Raw genomic sequence first — 17,644 nt, 5'->3', positions numbered from 1 at the left:
ACGAAAAATGTCTTTTAAACATGTCATTGAGCTATATGAATTATTAGATAATCAATACGTAACAGGGGAAGAGGTTAAAGCCTATTTAGATGCGATTCAAGGAGAAGGGGAAGTGGTTGTTGAAACCGTTAAAGGGGAACTTGGTTCAACGGATTTTATTAAAATTACCATCCCTGGTAGAAATGGAAAGTCAAAAGGCGGAGATGCGGCAACATTAGGGATTATCGGGCGCCTTGGCGGAATCGGCGCTCGCCCTGAAATGACAGGTTTTGTTTCTGACGGAGATGGCGCTTTATCCGCTATTTCAGCTGCGGCTAAAATATTGGACATGACCAAAAAAGGGGATCAATTGAACGGAGATGTCATCATTACAACCCATATTTGTCCAACTGCACCAACCTTACCGCATGACCCGGTACCATTTATGAATTCCCCAGTCGATATTTTAACCATGAATCAGCACGAGGTAACTGCTGAAATGGATGCCATTCTCTCGATTGATACAACAAAAGGAAATATGATTCTGAACCATAAAGGCTTTGCTCTCACTCCGACTGTAAAAGAAGGCTATATTTTAAAAGTAAGTGATGATCTGTTACAGGTTTATACACAATCAACCGGAATTCTTCCTGTTACCATGCCTATTACCACACAGGATATCACTCCATATGGAAACGGTGTATTTCATATTAATAGTATCCTTCAGCCTTCTGTTGCAACATCTAGTCCAGTTGTAGGCGTGGCGATTACGACACAAACAACTGTTGCCGGATGTGGTACAGGTGCCACTCATTTAACTGACGTGGAGCAGGTTGTCCGTTTTGCAATTGAAGTGGCTAAAGTGTACGGCGATAACAAATGCTCTTTCTTTAACGCGGAGGAATTCAACCATTTAGAAAATCTATATGGAAAAATGACACACTTACAAACTAAAGGTAACCAGGAGGTTGTGAAATAATGGATACCACCGAATTAAAACAAAGATTAATAGATGAAGTGGAATCAAGAAAAGATGAACTACTGGAACTATGCAGTTCGTTAATTAAAATCCCAAGTGAAAACCCTCCTGGTGATTCCACAGAAATTAGCCAATTTATCGCCGATTACTTAGGTAAATTTGACATATCAGTCGAATGGCATGAGTCAGCAGATAAAATGTATAATCTAATCTCCACAGTGGGAAATAGTAACGAAGGAAAAAATCTGATTTTCTGTGGCCATACCGATGTTGTTCCTGCGGGAGATCGTTCGAAGTGGGACTTTGATCCATTCAGCGGGGAAATAAAAGACGGCTGGATGCTTGGAAGAGGGGCAAGTGACATGAAGGCAGGGCTTTCAGGTTTAATTTTTGCCACAACGATCTTAAAACGTTTGAATATTGAGCTCCCTGGAAGCTTGTCACTTGTCATTGTTCCGGACGAAGAAACTGGCGGTGAATTTGGGGTACCATGGCTTTTAGAAAAGGGCCTCGTAAAAGGCGATGGCTGTTTAATTGCGGAGCCGTCCTCACCAAGAAATCCAACGATCGGTCAAAAAGGTTCATACTGGTTTGAGCTTGAAGTGTTTGGCGAGCCGGGACATGGAAGCTTATCTCCGTTGGCTGGTCAAAATGCCATCAGTGATATGGTAAAAGCACTTCTTGAGGTTCAGAAATTATGGGATTTAACCATCGAAATTCCGGAAAGTGTTAAACCGTTAATTGAGGTAACCCACCGATACATGCGGGAAGTAGAGACCGAACGATTGAAATACATCGATGTATTTGAAAAAATCACCGTAAATATTGGCACTATTGAAGGCGGTACAAAATCAAATGTCATTCCTGAAAGCTGTAAAGTTCAAGTCGATTGCCGTTTGCCGTTTGGCATTACGCAAGAGGAAGTAACGGACATACTAACGGACAAATTGGATCAATTAGGAATTCGATATGAATTACGCCGCTTCGGTTTCAGAAGTCAAGCAAATTATACGGATGCCAATGATCCAGTATGTAAAGCGATTGTTGATAATATTACCTTCGTCACAGATGAGGAAGCGTATGGCGTGATGCAATGGGCGAGCAGTGATGCCAAACATTTTAGAGAATACGATATTCCAGTACTTCAATATGGTCCGGCCTATTTACCGACGATTCACGGATATAACGAAAGAGTAAAAACGGAACAAATCATTACTTGCGCAAAAGTCTATATTGCAGCTGTGATTGATTTTCTCTATTCCAAATAAGATGAGCGTTTAGAAACTTGAGGCCTTCTATTTTCATCCAGATTTATTAAGAATTTGGTATGATAGATTAGGATGTCTCAAGTTTTGTGATTGGGTGGGGGAGGATTATATGCTAAAGACATTAGATGATTCACTAAAGGTTATTCGGATGTTTACAAGAAGCAAGCCGGAATGGGGCGGAAGGGAACTTGCCCAAGAGATGAATATGGATCACGCAAAAATATATCGGATTCTTGAAACCTTTGAATCTAATAATTTCATACGGAAGGATCCAGTAACGAAGAAATATTCATTAGGTCTAGCTGCATGGGAACTAGGGATGAATATGTATAATAGTTTAAATCTGAAACAGATCATTCACCCTGTATTGGAGGAATTATTCAAACAGACGGGCGAATCTGTTTTTCTTACCTTACTAGATAAGGATCAGGCCGTTACCTTTGAAGCCATAGAACCTGATAATAAGGTGAAGTTCTCTGTATCAGTCGGAAGCAGGGCGCCTTTATATGTAGGTGCTTCTTATCGCAGTATTTTGGCCTTTATGCCGGATGATTTTGTTGAAAACTATTTAAATACGTACGAATTAAAGCAATATACGGAAAAAACAAAGACGAATCCGGACGAGTTAAGAGCGGAATTACAGGTGATAAGGGAAAATGGCTGGGGCATGAGCGAGGGAGAATACACACCAGATATTATTGCGATCGCCGTTCCGCTATTCCAACAAGATCGAATTATTGGTTCGTTAACCGTATCCGGACCGAATTATCGAATGTCGCAAAAGAAAATAAACGAATCGATTCCTATTTTAAAACAGGCTAGGGATGAATTAGCCGATATGATGGAAAAATATCAATTAAAGATACGGCTTTAACTATATAGGTGGCCAAAAGGCAGCTGCAAAATTTTGTAAAGGCTTACGGCCGCCTAGTATTCATAATATTAAAGGAGAGTTACAGATGCAAAAATACATAGAAGTAGCTAAATCTGTTCTCCAACAAAATTTGTATGTGAGAAAAGATGAGCAGGTTTTAATTGTAACGGATTCGGAACTATTGGACATAGCTAAGATTTTCCAAGCAGCAGGGACAGAATTAGGAAATGAAACGGTATTAATGGAAATGGCCACTAGGTCAAAGTCGGGAGAGGAACCTCCTCGTATCGTCAGTGAGGCCATGCGCTCCGCTGATGTTGTTTTTTGTATCACAAAACACTCGCTTACACATACAAAGGCAAGAAAAGAAGCCGCTAAAGGCGGTTCACGAATTGCCACCATGCCTGGACTGACTTTAGATATGCTGGAAGAAGGAGCCATTACGGCTGATTATTCGGAAGTGGAGAGGCTGACAGCGAAGTATTGTGAAATCCTTGAAAATGGCGAGCAGGTGGAAATTAGAAAAGGAAATGACACGTTAATCTTCACGATTAAAGGGAGAAAAGCGATTCCAAGTACCGGTGTGTTCCGGGAAAAGGGTGAATCCGGAAATCTCCCATCAGGGGAAAGTTATATTGCACCGCTTGAGGATTCGGCAAATGGTACAATCACCATTGACGGCTCTATTTCAGGAATTGGTGTCTTAAATGAACCCGTAACTTTACATGTTGAAAACGGAAGATTAGCAGCAGCAAGCGGTGAAAAAGGCAAACAACTGCTGGGACTTTTAGGTGACGGGGAGGGCCGTACCATTGCTGAGTTCGGAATTGGTACAAACAAAAAAGCCCGGTTAACCGGCAACGTATTAGAGGATGAAAAGGTCTTTGGGACCGTTCATATTGCATTTGGAAGCAACAAATCCTTTGGCGGCCAAACAGAAGCCGGCGTTCATATTGATTGTGTCATCAAAGAACCTATTGTGTTCATTGATGGAGAACGAATTGTTTAAGTGACCGCTAAATAAGGAACATTTATCAAGACAGTAGACAACCGGCACTATAAATCAGTGCCGGTTGTTATTTATTTTTATGGCTTTAATACAAGTGTCTGTCAAAGAGACCGAGCAAGGTCGTAACATAGCGGGCGGGATTCCAGTCGAGTAAGAGTTAGCCACTCACTCGCAGCGTGTCTTGGAGGATTGTGGGTAACTATTAAGGACCAACTGCTGTCATTTTTTAAAATTAGGTTTTAAACTAACGTTTGTTTTGTTTGATGATGGATAAATAATATATGAATAGGGCGGTCCTATATTATTGCCGCTCATTTTTTACTGCAATATAATACTCATGAAAGCCATTTGATCAATTGCACTTATAAATATTGCGGAATGTGGCTATTTAAAGGTGGGGATAGCGTGCCATTTAAAAATCAACACAAGTTACTTTCACCAATCGAGCTTAAGAACCTTATGGATGATCCCGGATATCAAACGGAACAAAAACCTATTGTTGTCTTTGTTGGGTTTGGTCAACCAACGGATTATAAGAATGGATTTATTCCGGGGTCCATTTATCTAGATACAAATTTAATAGAAGGTGGTCCACTGTGGAATCTTGTTTCCATTGAGCAGCTAGAAATCGTTTTAAATCAATTAGATATTTCTAATGAAACCACAGTTATTGTTTACGGACAACAAATCATGGCTGCCACTCGAGCTGCGTGGGCATTCATGTATGCAGGTGTAGAAGATGTTCGTTTGTTGAATGGCGGAATCGATGAGTGGAAAGCTCTTGGATTTCGTGTAGAAGAACATCCTTCGATCGTGGAGGCAAGCAAAGGTCCCTTTAAACCAGAACCAAAGTCAAACTATCTCTCTACAAGAAGGGATGTTGAAAAAAGTTTATACGATAAAGATTCTATTGTGGTTGATGTTCGTAGTTGGAATGAATATTCTGGTAAAGCCACAGGTTATGATTATATGAAAGAAAAGGGCCGTATCCCAAATGCCGTATGGGGATATGCCGGCTCTGATCCATATCATATGGAAGATTTTGAAGAAAAAAATGGTGTCCTCAAAAGGCTTAAAGAAATTAAAGAATTATGGGAGGAATCCGGAATTACCCCAGATAAAAAGGTGATTTTTTATTGTGGTACCGGCTGGAGAGCAAGTGAAGCGTTCTTTATTGCTCATCTTATGGGATGGCCCAATATAAGTGTATACGATGGAGGATGGATGGAATGGAGTCACGGGGACGGTTCTTCTGCATGATTCATTTAGGTTTTTAGAAATAACCCCCCCCTTTTACTTTCCTCTATTTCTCGACATTTTTTATCCATGTATGAACAAATTGCCACTTTCACATCATACTGTTTAAGTTCCTCAGCTACTTTTTGTAAATTCTCAAGCGTACGTCCAACAAGACCTACGTGAATGCCTTCCTGTGCAAAGGCAATTGCATTGCCATCTTTAGTTACGATGCCATCCATCATGAACCTGACCGTTTTTCCATGAACTTTCCGTTTATGCAAGTAATCGACTTTCATTATTTAACCGTTCAATTGAAAACAGAAAACTGGCGTAATTATATTCGTCAGGACAACCCCGTTGCAGCGGCTCTTTTAAGTAAAATGGGATATACTGAAAGGGAGAAAATAGAAGTAAAAACAGAGTTCTTGCAAATGGTGCTAAGAATGCAGCTAGATCCAGCCAGGTTGACCCTGCTGATGGGGTTTTTCGATACGTATTTACAGTTAACAAAGGAAGAAGAGGAAAAAGTAATTGAAGAGGTGAAAGCGATGAGTGCAAAAGAAGGCGAAAAAGTCATGGAAATCATTAGTTCGTATGAAAGAAGAGGAAGAGAAGAAGGGAGAGAGGAGGCACTGCTATTGGTGGCGAAGAAAATGAAAGAAAAGGGCAAGACGGCAGAGGAAATTGCTGAATTTACAGGGTTTCTGAAAGAGGAGATTGAGAAGCTATAGATATAAAGAGAGGTTCTAGTGTCATCCTATGGGCTTAAATTTTATTAGTGTATTACATCTTATGAAGCAACAGAGTTATGTTCCTCAAAACCCGGCTGAAGGACATTTTTAATAAGGCCCCATTTCTTAAAAGATGGTTGTTTTTTAATTCGCGGATATCCCCCGGCAATTCGCGGATAACTAGCTCAGATTCGCGGATATTAACCGAAAAAGCGCGGATAAACTGCAGGTTATGTCATTTTTAAAGAATCTTTTGGTGAAAAACGATGGGGCAGACCTGTCCCAAATTCAACAATCGACAGTCTGCCCCCATTCTTCCAGGTTGTTTATTTAAATCTTGTTTTTAATAATAACTTCTGTTACGGAAAGAGAAGCTCGTGGTTTAGTGTTTTCGATAATAATATCGGCTACATCATCAGGGTCCATCAAATGCTTTGTTTGCTCTGGTTCGTAAATGCCATCCCAAAATGGCGATTTCATTCCGCCCATATAAGCGCCTAACACCCTAATTTCAGTATCCCGTAGTTCAATTGCTAAACTCTCGGTAAATCCACGCACACCAAATTTGCTTGCGCAATAAACTGTCTCGTTCACTTTCCCTTCCACTCCAGCAGTCGATACGACATTTACAATCAATCCTTGATTCCGCTGTTTCATGTCAGGCAGTACTTCTTGTGTACAGAAAATTGTTCCCTTTAGATTAATATCAATCATATTGTGAACAGATTCTTCTCCAATATTTTCGGACAAATCGAATGCACCGACTCCTGCGTTATTAATCAATAAATCAACTGGTCCAACTGCTTCCTTAATCGATTGCATGACCTTTGCCACTTCTGATTTAGATGTAACGTCTACCTCGTAAATGGAATGGCTCTGGGTTAATGTTTCAGCCGTTTGATCAAGTTTTGATTTAGTCCTTCCAAGTAAACATACATGGGCTCCTAATTCAGAATATTTCTTTGCCAAAGAAGCACCTAATCCACTTCCGGCACCTGTAATAACGACAACCTTTATATCCATATGATACATTCCTTTCGCTTAAAAAATACATGACATCTATTGCGTGTTAACTATTTATAAATAGTTAATTTTATTTTCGAAAATTGCTGCGGTATATAAAATTTATTATACATTAAAGGATAATCTTCATCACCGTAAAGACTTTCTAATAGTAAGAAACACTCATTTTGACCAATTAATTTTTCCTTTTGATTGGCTAAATTGACGGTATGTGTATACTTTATTTCCATTTCCCCATGATTCGCATTTACATACGCTTGGTTCTCTAGAAAATTCAGCAGTTGTTCCTTATGATCTAGGTCCAAGGAAAGACTTTCTACCGTTTCCATGGACATAAACGTAAAAGCATAGCCTACTAAATTGTTCTCTTTTCTATACAAACGTTCTATAGCTGCTACTTCAGATACATCTTTTTTTAATACTTGTTTCGTATATTCTGTTTTCGTTTCCAGCCGGTAATATGTATCGATTCTATCAAAAGTACTTATATGGCACTTATGCATAGGGTTGCTTAATTTTTCTAATTGAACGCCAGCTTGTTGTTTGTAAAAGGAATCAATGACAAAGTTTCCTTTTCCGCGACTATTTCTTACTACTCCATCATCTTGCAAAAGTGCTAAAGCTTGTCTTAATGTTGCACGGCTGACCCCTAGCTTTTTTGCTAAATCTGGTTCTGATGGAAGCTTACTGCCAACGGGATATTTCCCTTTCGTAATTTGAAGAAGAAGCTCGTCATATACAAATATATATAGTGGTCTTTTCAATTTATCAGGCATAGTGGTATTCATTCAGTTCCTAAATTACGCTAGTTCCAATGCGATCTCCATCATTTTCGTAAACGCCGTTTGACGTTCTTCAGTAGTAGTCTGTTTTCCAGTTATTAAATGATCGCTAACTGTTAAAATGCATAATGCATTGACACGTGCTTGAATGGCATTCCAATATAATGCTACAGATTCCATTTCAACACTCAAAATGCCCATGTCTTGCCACTTTTTCATTGCTGTTGGGTCAGCATGATAAAATATTTCGCTTGATAAGATGCTTCCAATATGAACTTTCTGGCCTTTTTCATCAGCGACTTTTTTTGCCTTTTCCAATAGTTCAAAAGAAACCAGTTAATGGAAATTGTCCAGGTAAATTAAATTGATGGCCATAATTGGAATCCGACATTAATTAATTCCCAAGAATAAATCCCCATGCTTGCCGGACCCATTCCGGTTCCCATAACAGAGATTTTCTTCCCTTTGTATGTACCTGTATACCCTAACATTCCTCTCACTTCATTGAAGCATTGGGCATTATCTAAATAGGTTTCCGCAATAAACTTAGCTCTTAAAGGATCCCCAGGTAATAGAATCGTTTCAGCTATTTCTACTCCGTTCGGTTTAATATGAGGCGTTTGTTTAGTAGTATTCATCGTGTTCTTTTGCTCCTTTAGTGGTAGACATGTCTATTTTTTATACAAGCCAAAAGTATCATAATTTATTATTGGATGCAAGTGCTTACATGGTAGTTTTCCCCACGCAAAGTTTCATTTGCAGGAGCTTAAAGATTAATAGGGGTGCCCGATTTGCATTTGGTTCGAGGCATCCAGGATCACTCTGTCACCTGGATAAATAAGTATATATAAATTTTTATAAGTGTTTTTATTTTTTATCTGATAAATATAGGGATTTTAAATATTCTTGCCTGGCACCGCCCAATTTATTAAAAAAAAGAGTACACGTAAAGGGGAGGATGTCACAAATAGCAAAGAAGTGGATTTAGTTAGATGCTCAAGTTACAATATTCTCATACAAGAGTCTAGAAAGTGGGATAAACGAATGTATCGAATCGGCGTAGTTGGTCCGAGTTTGTCGGTAGAGAGAATTCTTAAACTAGCGAATGAAATGGAACAAGAAATGGAATTTATCCCTTACTCCTATACAGAGGCAAGGGAGGTAGAGATAATTGTAGGAGAACATGATAGCCAGGTTGATTTCTGGCTTTTTTCAGGATATATCCCGTATATGGTGGCTAAAAAGATAGTATCCTCAGATGAAAAAATGGTCTATATCTTCTCCACCGAATCTAGTACCTATAAAAGTTTCATGGAACTCAATTATTCTCAAGGGAGATTACTAGAACGGGTAAGCATCGACATGATTCCGGCCACACATGCAGTGGAAGGGGAAAGCTTGCTGCAATTAAAAGAAACGGTAAAAGATCTTTATGTGAAAACTTTTGAAGCTGACATTGATTCCAGGGAATTATTTAACTTCCATTATGATTTATGGAAACAAAAAAAGACTGATGGTGCTTTGACATGTTACCCAAGTGTGAATGAGGCGCTGCAAAAAGCAGGTGTTCCTGCCAATTTAATGTCACCTACGCGTATTGAAATTTTTCAAACCATCAGGATTTTTTTCGAAAAGATCAAGACTTCTTACTATAAAGATACTCAGATTGGCGTTGAAAAAATCGAGGTAAAAGACTTTGACTTGATTAAAGAGAAAATGGAGAAAACTTATCAAGTCCAGTATTTAGAGCTGAGGATGAAGGAAACGCTGATCCAGCTTTGTGAGAAAATAGATGGATCTCTCTTTGAGGAAGGAAATGGGCGATATACGATTTTTAGTTCCCGCGGTGCTATTGAAAGGGAGATTCAGTCATTAAAGGATAAAGCCCATTACTTGTCGCTTGAAGCGAAGACAACGGTTTCTGTCGGAATTGGATTTGGAAAAACGGTATTATCAGCGGAAATAAATGCTCATCGTGCTCTCCAACAGTCCAAGAAAAAAGAGGAACAAGGGATTGTTGTTATGATTCAGGATGACGAAACCATTATTGAGTCAGTTGGACAGGAGCAAGAACTGACTTATAGCTATCGTACGGATGATAAAGATTTTTTAGAGAAATTAAAGAAGGGAAGCATTAGTGTCAAAACGTTTAAGAAAATTGACGCTTTAATCCAAAAAATGCGCTGGCGTGATTTTACGACGAAGGATTTGGCTGCTAATCTTCAGATGAGTGAACGAAATGCCCAGCGGATTGTGGCTGAACTGTGTGATGCAGGTTTAGCGGAGAGTATTGGTGAAGAGTCGCATTACGACCGTGGAAGGCCCATTAAAATTTATCGATTGAAATAAGCATTCCTATTATGGATGCTTATTTTTTTTACGTTTGGAAAAAAAAACTATTGAATGGGGTCGGAATATTTCGTAAAATAAATATACAAAGCGAAAATTTCGCTAAATGTTCGTAAATATATTCCGAAATCTCCCGTGTTGTTATCCCTTAAAGATCAACATCCTAGATGTCACAGAAATGAAAGCACTTTCAAAATTATTCCAAAAAAATTGGGGGGACATTCTTTAACGATCGAATCCGAAAAATTATTTTATTTTTAAAAATAAGGAGTTGCATCATATGATATCAAAACGCACAAGAAATTGGATTCTAGCTCTACTTTTTCTAGGTTGGTCTTTAGGTAATCTAGATCGCTATATTATGAATTATGCCGTATTGTCCATTACGGAAGACTTACATTTGAGTGCATCCTCTACAGGGCTATTACTTAGCAGTTTCTTTGCCGGATATGCGATTATGCAAATGCCTGGGGGATGGCTGGCAGATCGATTCGGACCAAGGAAAGTTCTCCTTGCCGCAGTTATTCTGTGGTCAATCTTTACTGGATTGACTGGTGCAGCTTGGTCCCTAGCCTCCATGGTTATGATTCGTTTTCTATTTGGTATCGGAGAGGGTGGATTTCAGCCTGCCAGTTCGAAAATCATCTCGCTTACGTTTCCTAAAGCAGAACGTGCTCGAGCCATGTCGGTGATGCTTTCGTCAGGCGGTATTATCGCACTTATTATCCCGATTGCGTCCGCAGGGCTGCTTACGACGATTGGGTGGCGTACCACATTTGTCATAATGGGAGCCTCAGGTGTGATTATTGCAGCTCTTTACTGGTTCTTTATTAAACCTCCAAAGAGCAGCTCAGAAGGCAGTATCACCCAAACCGCTGTTTCGGGCCAAAAGGGAATATTCAGTTCGTTGTTAAAAACACCTATGGTATGGAATTTGGTTGTTGCCTATTTCTGTATTTATGCCGTTAACTGGGGACTTGCAGCATGGATCCCGACTTATTTAGTGAAGACGCGCGGTCTTGATTTAGTTTCACTTGGCTGGGTTCAGACAATTCCAGGTATCACTATGTTAGCAGGGATTTATTTAGGTGGTTATATCCTCGATAAGCTGCCAAAAGGCCGAGAAAGATTGGCAGGAGGCTTTGCGTGTGCCTGTATTGGGATATTGCTGTATTTAATGTTTACCGCTTCAAATGTCCCGACTTTTATTACGTATCAAACGATTGTGAACCTGTTTATTGCCTTTGTTATGACTCTATTACCAGCCATTGTGCTTAAACAATTACCGACGTCCGTCACTGGTACGGCTATGGGAATTGCCAATACAGGAGGTCAATTGGCTGGCTTTATCACCCCAATGGCGATAGGATTTATCGTTGATGCATTTAATGGTTCATTTTATGCTGCATTTTGGATGTTAATCGGGTTTTCCATTGTCTGTATTGGAGCACTTTTAACCATAAATAATAAAAAAGGAGATCTTCTTAAACAAAACGAGGAAGAAGCTCTTGCATTAGAAGCCTGATCCATAAAAAGGTATTTAATGCTGGAAAAACTTTTAAGGAGGTCTTGTAAATGAATTTACAAACAGTTGTTTCTCATCTTATCGAAGAAAAAAGAGACAAGATGATCGAGCTAAGTGATAAAATTTGGGAATGCCCTGAAATCTACTTTGAAGAACATCAATCATCGGAATATTTATGTAAAGCGTTGGAAGCTGAAGGCTTTCAGGTTGAGAAAAATGTTGCGGGCTTGGAAACGGGGTTTATTGGAAGCTATGGAACTGGTAAACCAATCATAGCTATTTTAGGGGAATTCGATGCTTTATCGGGCTTAAGCCAGAAAAAAGGCCTTGCCGAACATGCCCCAGTTGTTTCAGGCGGCCATGGGCATGGATGCGGCCATAATTTGCTGGGAACCGGGTCTTTTGCCGCTGCAGTAGCCGTTAAAGATTATATGGAACAAACAGGTTTGAAGGGGACGGTACGTTATTATGGTTGTCCGGCTGAAGAAGCGGGATCTGGTAAAGCGTTTATGGCTCGTGCGGGATTGTTTGATGATGTTGATCTGGCTTTTTCCTGGCATCCGTCAACAATACCAAGTATTTGGAACGTCAGCACGCTTGCAAACTACTCTGCGACCTTTATATTTAATGGGAAGAGCGCGCATGCTGCCGCTGCCCCTCACTTAGGCCGCAGTGCCCTTGACGCAGTGGAATTGATGAACGTCGGTGTCAATTATTTAAGAGAGCATATGATTCCGGAAGCGAGAGTGCATTATGCAATTACAGATACAGGCGGGACTTCACCGAATGTCGTACAACCCCATGCAGAAGTAGTCTATTTAATCCGCGCACCGAAAAAGCAGCAAGTAACAGAATTATATGAACGTGTTTATGATATTGCAAGAGGTGCGGCCTTGATGACTGGAACAACAATGGAGGTTGAGTTTGAAGGGACTGCTTCGAATTTAATCCCGAATACAACATTAGCAGAGATTATGTACAAAAATTTAACTGCTGTCGGTGTTCCAACTTATGATGAATTTGACAAGCTGTTTGCTAAAAAGATCCGGGCCACACTTTCCCAGGGAGACATTGATGCTGATTTGGCAGGGGTGGATAAAGAAACGGCAAAGAAATTAAAAGATAAAGCCATTACAGAGATCATTCCACCGCTCGGCGATGAGGCGGCATTATCGGGTTCCACCGATGTTGGGGATGTTAGCTGGGTTGTTCCAACGATGCAATGTTTGACAACTTGCTTTGCGCTAGGAACGCCTCTTCACACCTGGCAGGTAGTGTCGCAAGGTGCTATGCCTATTGCCCATAAAGGCATGCTTCAAGCCGGGAAAGTTATCGCTTGTACTGCGATTGAAGCAATGCAAAATCAAGTTATCATCGAAAAGGCGAAAGCTGAATGGAAAGAACGCTTGGAAGGGGAATCCTATGTTTCTCTCATTCCTGAAAATGTAGTGCCGCCTCAAAAGGAAGCCCGCGTATAAAATCAATTTATGATGAGAATTTATTTAATTCTCATCATTTATTTTTTGCGAAAGAAAGGAAAGATGGAATATGGCTATAGCAATCTCATTTGATCAAGACAAAAGGAATCAAGTCTATTTAGATAAATGGGTAGAGCACTATCGAACCTATGCCAAAGAAGGTCAATGTGCTTCATATATACCGGCCTTAGAAAAGGTGAATCCATCCCAATTAGGTGTTGCAATGGTCGGGCCTGATGGAACGGTCTTAAAGTCTGGAGAGTGTGAAGCCACTTTTACCTTACAAAGTATTTCGAAAGTCATCAGCTTTATAGCTGCCTGTTTAGATTTTGGGACTCCATATGTTTTGGATAGGGTAGATGTAGAGCCTACGGGAGACGCTTTTAATTCCATTGTTCGATTAGAAGTGCATAAGCCGGGAAGACCGTTTAATCCGATGATTAATGCGGGGGCCCTTACCGTAGCTTCCTTACTTGGAGGAAGATCGTCCCTGGAAAAGATAGAATCGTTCTTAATATTTTTTGAAAAAATGGTAGGAAAACGCCCATCTATCAATGAGGAGGTGTTTCAGTCGGAATGGCAAACGGCCCATCGAAATCGGGCCTTGGCTTATTATTTGAAAGAAACTGGATTTCTAGAATCAACTGTGGAAGAAGCTTTAGAGGTGTATTTAAAGCAGTGTTCTATTGTAGTCAATACAGAAGACATAGCCATGATTGGATTGGTTCTTGCTTATGACGGATTTCATCCTATTCGGAGGGAACAGATCTTCTCCAAGGAAGTGGCCAGGTTAACAAAAGCATTGATGGTCACATGCGGAATGTATAATGCATCTGGTAAATTCGCAGCCCATATCGGTTTACCTGCCAAAAGCGGCGTTTCCGGGGGAATCATGGCAGCAGTTCCGGCACGAGTCAGTTCTCCTGATTCTCCATTTCCACATGGATGCGGAATCGGACTTTTTGGGCCGGCTATAGATGAATATGGGAATAGCCTAGCAGGGAGTATGCTATTAAAACATATTGCAAGAGAATGGGATTTTAATATTTTCTGATGATAGGGTCAGACCTTTTGGTACATCCAGCGAGTCAAAGGAACTAATTCTTTGACTCTTATTTTTTGCTTTTCTTTTCAACGTGCGTATTAGGGTGGAGGTGCTATCTAAATGTTTCTATTGCCCATGGCATGAGAAAAAAGGGGGGCAGTAAAAAAGAAAAGGTATCTATTTGCCCGAAAACTGCCCCACAGAAAAGGCCTATGGGGCAAAAAACTCAGAAAAAAGAGCCTGAAAATTGTCCTAACAGTGTATATGTTTGCATATGGCACGCATTTTTAGTTTTGATCAACAGTTTGATAAGCTTTCTTTTATATAATAGGGGAAAAGATGGCGAAAGGAGAGGTGAAAATTGAAACAGAAAAGATTTACATATGTCATTCCCATCATGATTGTCGTTATGGCTGTGGCACTTTGGATGCTCAATGAAGAGTATTCAAACATACAATTAGGAATTAGACTGCTCATTTCAATAGGAGCAGCACTATTATCTGGAGTAATATCCTATTTTCTTTTTCCAGAAAATGAAGAAAAGAAAAGTCGTTAATTTCAGGGATTTGGGGTCAGTCCCCCGTTACGTTAAAGTGCCGGGGGACTGACTCTTTTTCCCCGAAATTTGTCGAAGATTGATAGGAATTTATATCTTAGAAGAAATTCTAAAAGGAATAATGCGTGAAACCAGCGCTCATTACTTTCGGAAAAACGTGCCTGTCATAGCGGCTGAGCAAAGTTGTTACTTTAATAGCGGTTGGGATTCTTAAGCGTTCTATTCCATCCATTTTTTGTAGAGCACATCAAATTTTCCCTGCAGCTTCATTTCATCCATCCACATTTCCAGGTAGCTGGCATAGATGAAATCACCGCGGGGGATCATATAACCTTTTTCACTCTTGGTGAAAGGTTTATCAGTTAGAGCGGCATACAGTCTTGGGTCAGCTTTGGCATACGTCATTGCTTCCACAGTGTCTGTGATCATCACGTCATACGTTCCGTCCGCAACCAGATGCGGGATATCCAGATTGTTTTGAACAACGGTTACGTTGGCATTGGTCAGATACTGACGGACAAACGATTCATTTGTTCCACCCGGATTTACGCCGACGCGCACGCTAGGCTTGTTGATGTCTTCAATGGTGAGGTATTTGTCTTTGTCTTCTGCACGTATCAAAGGGACCTTACCGAATGTAATATAGCCTTGTGAAACATAAGCTGTTTTTTGCCTGGCTGTATTACGGGTGACGCCGCCAACAGCGATATCAAACTTGTCCGCTTGCAGGTCCTTCATCATGTCAGGCCAAGTGGTTGATACAAAACGTACTTTAACGCCAAGGTCTTTGGCGAGTTCTTTTACAGCATCTACATCATAACCTTCATACTCATTTGTTTCTGGGTTCAGATAGGTAAAAGGCTTGTAGTCACCGGTCATACCTACCCGTATATATCCCCTCTCCATAATTTTATCTAACTGTGAAGCCGCAATATTCTTTTGATGGCCAGGTGCATTTTCGGATGCAGATTTAGCCAAAGCGTTAGGTGTGGAAATCAAATCGTGACCTACATAACCTGTACCTAGCAAGGATATACTGATCATTCCAGCTAGCAAACCCTTTTTCCAATTCTTAAACATGTGAGTTCTCCTCCATTTTCTTCAATAGTGTTAGATTATTTGATTCAATAGAGGCTATAGAATTCCTTCAAAGAAACAAAAATTCCGCCAAAGGTACTAGGATTAGGATGATGACCTACCATTGAAGGATGTATAGATTCGGCTATTAAATGGGGGTATAGTAACCTGGAAGTAGTCAACCTTTCTCCTACAGGTTAAAAGACTTTTCCTCGGTTCTTCCGACTGCCATAATCCTGTTTCCCTCAACTACAACGGGACTATGGATTTCATCCTTTGAATAAACGGTCAAGACAAAAAAACACACTGTGATTCAATACGTGAATTACAGTGTGTTTTGTTTGAATTTGTAGAGTTAATCCGTGTTTTTTTTAAAGATTATCCCACAATCGTCGGTTTTTGATCTACATCATTTTCTTTCCGGGAACGGAACCAAGAAACAATAATCGCGGCAATTAAGGTAAAGCCGAGGTATCCCATTACTGGATAAACAGTTCCGACAAGTTTGATGAAGCCAATGAAGCTGGCAGCGAAGGCAAGGACACCAAATACAACAACAGACAGTTTAAATTTCGGATTAGACGGTTTCATGATACGGGCAGAAAAGGCGTAAAGCATGCCAACTGCAGTGTTATAAATCATTCCGAGCAAGGCAATCGACATGAGTGCTCCAAGGACAGGATGAAGGTGATTGGCTAAAAGGAGCGTCGGCATGTCCACTCCTTGCAAGCTATCCATTTTAACAAACATTCCAATGTTAATAAGTAAAATTAATAGTCCGAGTCCAAGTCCGCCAAGAATTCCGCCTCGACGCGCTTCCTTTGCGTTTTTTGTGCTTCCGCCCATAACTGCCAGCATCGCGGCCCCTGCGGCAATATTATAAGACACATAAAGCAGTCCGCCAAGCAGCCAGTTTGATGTTGCCGCCGGTTGTTGTTTGGCAATTGCCTCCAGGGCGCTGAAGCTTTGGTCCATTGTAAACAGTGAGTAGCCGGTAATAATGATGACAAGAACCATTAAATACGGTGTAATCCAGCTGATGATGGTCAATACTTTTTGCACATTTAAGCATACTGTTAAAATAGTTAAGACAGCCATTACAACATTTCCCGCTATCGCCGGCAGCCCAAACTGCTGTTCAAAAATGGAGCCGCTTCCTGCCATCATGACAACCGCCACGCCAAATAAGAAGAAGGTAACAACGATGTCAACAACCACTCCCAAATAACGGCCGCAAATATGATAAATTACATCTTTATGAGAGTCCGTTTGCAGCTTGGAACCGAGCTGTGTCAACTGCATCCCCAAAAAGGCAAAGAAAAAAGTCGCAATCACGCCGCCGACGATTCCCATTAAGCCAAAGCTGGTGAAAAATTGTAAAATTTCCTGCCCGGATGCAAACCCCGCACCGACAATCACGCCGACGTAGGCCCCAGCTATTTGTAAGCTCTTTTTCATTATAAAACCCTCCGATTTATTTAATTGTTTAAAAATTATGAAAATTAAAGTTACAAGGAGGGGGCTGACCCCTCCAATTATGCTTCACTATTATGGGATGCAGAATCGCTAATAAAACCGTCAAATTCGCTAATATAAAGCTTAAATTCGCTAACGCTGATATCCGGATCGGGTGCATGCCAGGTTTTTTATTTTAGGCTGTTTTTCCGTAGTTTAAGCTCTAAAAAGGAATTATTCCGGATAAAAATATACTTCATTCATGGGCTTCGAAA

General features: G+C 40.4%; 16 protein-coding genes and 1 pseudogene. 11 read left to right on the top strand and 6 right to left on the bottom strand.

All coding sequences use genetic code 11. From position 1 onward, the window contains the following. The first annotated feature begins 7 nt into the window (after window positions 1-7). The 5 genes from A6749_RS10115 (at window position 8) to A6749_RS10095 (ending at window position 5,369) form a co-directional block, all read left to right on the top strand. Window positions 8-958, top strand: a complete 951-nt coding sequence (locus A6749_RS10115; RefSeq protein WP_066388900.1) for a DUF1177 domain-containing protein — start codon at window positions 8-10, stop codon at window positions 956-958. After that, on the top strand, window positions 958-2,226 hold the full coding sequence (locus tag A6749_RS10110) for a M20 family metallopeptidase (RefSeq protein ID WP_066388899.1): 1,269 nt from the start codon (window positions 958-960) through the stop codon (window positions 2,224-2,226). Before A6749_RS10115 ends, A6749_RS10110 begins: the two co-directional genes overlap by 1 nt. Before the next feature lie 109 nt (window positions 2,227-2,335). Next, complete coding sequence (locus A6749_RS10105) at window positions 2,336-3,100, top strand: IclR family transcriptional regulator (RefSeq protein WP_066388898.1); 765 nt, start codon at window positions 2,336-2,338, stop codon at window positions 3,098-3,100. Between the two features lie 85 nt (window positions 3,101-3,185). After that, on the top strand, window positions 3,186-4,109 hold the full coding sequence (locus tag A6749_RS10100) for an aminopeptidase (protein ID WP_066388896.1): 924 nt from the start codon (window positions 3,186-3,188) through the stop codon (window positions 4,107-4,109). A gap of 405 nt (window positions 4,110-4,514) precedes the next feature. Then, on the top strand, window positions 4,515-5,369 hold the full coding sequence (locus A6749_RS10095) for a sulfurtransferase (RefSeq protein ID WP_066388894.1): 855 nt from the start codon (window positions 4,515-4,517) through the stop codon (window positions 5,367-5,369). Window positions 5,370-5,374: 5 nt separating this feature from the next. On the opposite strand, the gene A6749_RS29370 is transcribed toward A6749_RS10095, so the two are convergent. Beyond that, window positions 5,375-5,590, bottom strand: coding sequence for a hypothetical protein (locus A6749_RS29370; protein ID WP_407937543.1), 216 nt, complete (start codon window positions 5,588-5,590; stop codon window positions 5,375-5,377). A gap of 33 nt (window positions 5,591-5,623) precedes the next feature. Here A6749_RS29370 and A6749_RS10085 point away from each other — a divergent pair, with 33 nt between their 5' ends. Next, window positions 5,624-6,079: a hypothetical protein gene (locus A6749_RS10085; RefSeq protein ID WP_066388887.1), complete on the top strand. Its 456-nt coding sequence runs from the start codon at window positions 5,624-5,626 to the stop codon at window positions 6,077-6,079. A gap of 330 nt (window positions 6,080-6,409) precedes the next feature. Here the strand turns inward: A6749_RS10085 and A6749_RS10080 are convergent, their stop codons facing one another. The 3 genes and pseudogenes from A6749_RS10080 to A6749_RS10070 form a co-directional block, all read right to left on the bottom strand. Next, entirely contained in the window at window positions 6,410-7,102 is a 693-nt protein-coding gene (locus A6749_RS10080) for an SDR family oxidoreductase (protein ID WP_066388884.1), read from the bottom strand. A 50-nt stretch (window positions 7,103-7,152) separates the two neighbouring features. After that, complete coding sequence (locus A6749_RS10075; RefSeq protein ID WP_201787874.1) at window positions 7,153-7,878, bottom strand: GntR family transcriptional regulator; 726 nt, start codon at window positions 7,876-7,878, stop codon at window positions 7,153-7,155. Window positions 7,879-7,902: 24 nt separating this feature from the next. Further along, a pseudogene (locus A6749_RS10070) lies at window positions 7,903-8,522 on the bottom strand (purine-nucleoside phosphorylase). Window positions 8,523-8,928: 406 nt separating this feature from the next. On the opposite strand from A6749_RS10070, the gene A6749_RS10065 reads away from it, so the two are divergent. The 5 genes from A6749_RS10065 to A6749_RS10040 all read left to right on the top strand — a co-directional run bounded on the left by A6749_RS10065 (window position 8,929) and on the right by A6749_RS10040 (window position 14,837). Next, window positions 8,929-10,233, top strand: coding sequence for a hypothetical protein (locus tag A6749_RS10065; protein ID WP_066388882.1), 1,305 nt, complete (start codon window positions 8,929-8,931; stop codon window positions 10,231-10,233). A gap of 280 nt (window positions 10,234-10,513) precedes the next feature. Next, entirely contained in the window at window positions 10,514-11,758 is a 1,245-nt protein-coding gene (locus tag A6749_RS10060; RefSeq protein ID WP_066388880.1) for an MFS transporter, read from the top strand. 50 nt (window positions 11,759-11,808) lie between these two features. Then, window positions 11,809-13,236 carry a M20 family metallopeptidase gene (locus A6749_RS10055; RefSeq protein WP_066388878.1) on the top strand — a complete coding sequence of 476 codons (1,428 nt, stop codon included), beginning with the start codon at window positions 11,809-11,811 and terminating at the stop codon, window positions 13,234-13,236. A gap of 70 nt (window positions 13,237-13,306) precedes the next feature. Further along, window positions 13,307-14,290 (top strand): glutaminase, encoded by a 984-nt coding sequence (locus A6749_RS10050; RefSeq protein WP_066388873.1) that lies wholly within the window; start codon window positions 13,307-13,309, stop codon window positions 14,288-14,290. A 352-nt stretch (window positions 14,291-14,642) separates the two neighbouring features. Further along, window positions 14,643-14,837: a histidine kinase gene (locus tag A6749_RS10040; RefSeq protein ID WP_236719650.1), complete on the top strand. Its 195-nt coding sequence runs from the start codon at window positions 14,643-14,645 to the stop codon at window positions 14,835-14,837. A gap of 219 nt (window positions 14,838-15,056) precedes the next feature. Here the strand turns inward: A6749_RS10040 and A6749_RS10035 are convergent, their stop codons facing one another. Next, window positions 15,057-15,917 (bottom strand): transporter substrate-binding domain-containing protein, encoded by an 861-nt coding sequence (locus A6749_RS10035; protein WP_066388869.1) that lies wholly within the window; start codon window positions 15,915-15,917, stop codon window positions 15,057-15,059. Window positions 15,918-16,292: 375 nt separating this feature from the next. Continuing rightward, on the bottom strand, window positions 16,293-17,372 hold the full coding sequence (locus A6749_RS10030; protein WP_066388867.1) for a YkvI family membrane protein: 1,080 nt from the start codon (window positions 17,370-17,372) through the stop codon (window positions 16,293-16,295). Window positions 17,373-17,644 lie beyond the last annotated feature (272 nt).

It is taken from the genome of Neobacillus mesonae (genome assembly GCF_001636315.1).
GTDB classification, from domain to species: domain Bacteria; phylum Bacillota; class Bacilli; order Bacillales; family Cytobacillaceae; genus Neobacillus; species Neobacillus mesonae.
Note: the sequence above shows the minus strand (reverse complement) of the source record. Positions and strands in the feature narration are given on the sequence as shown.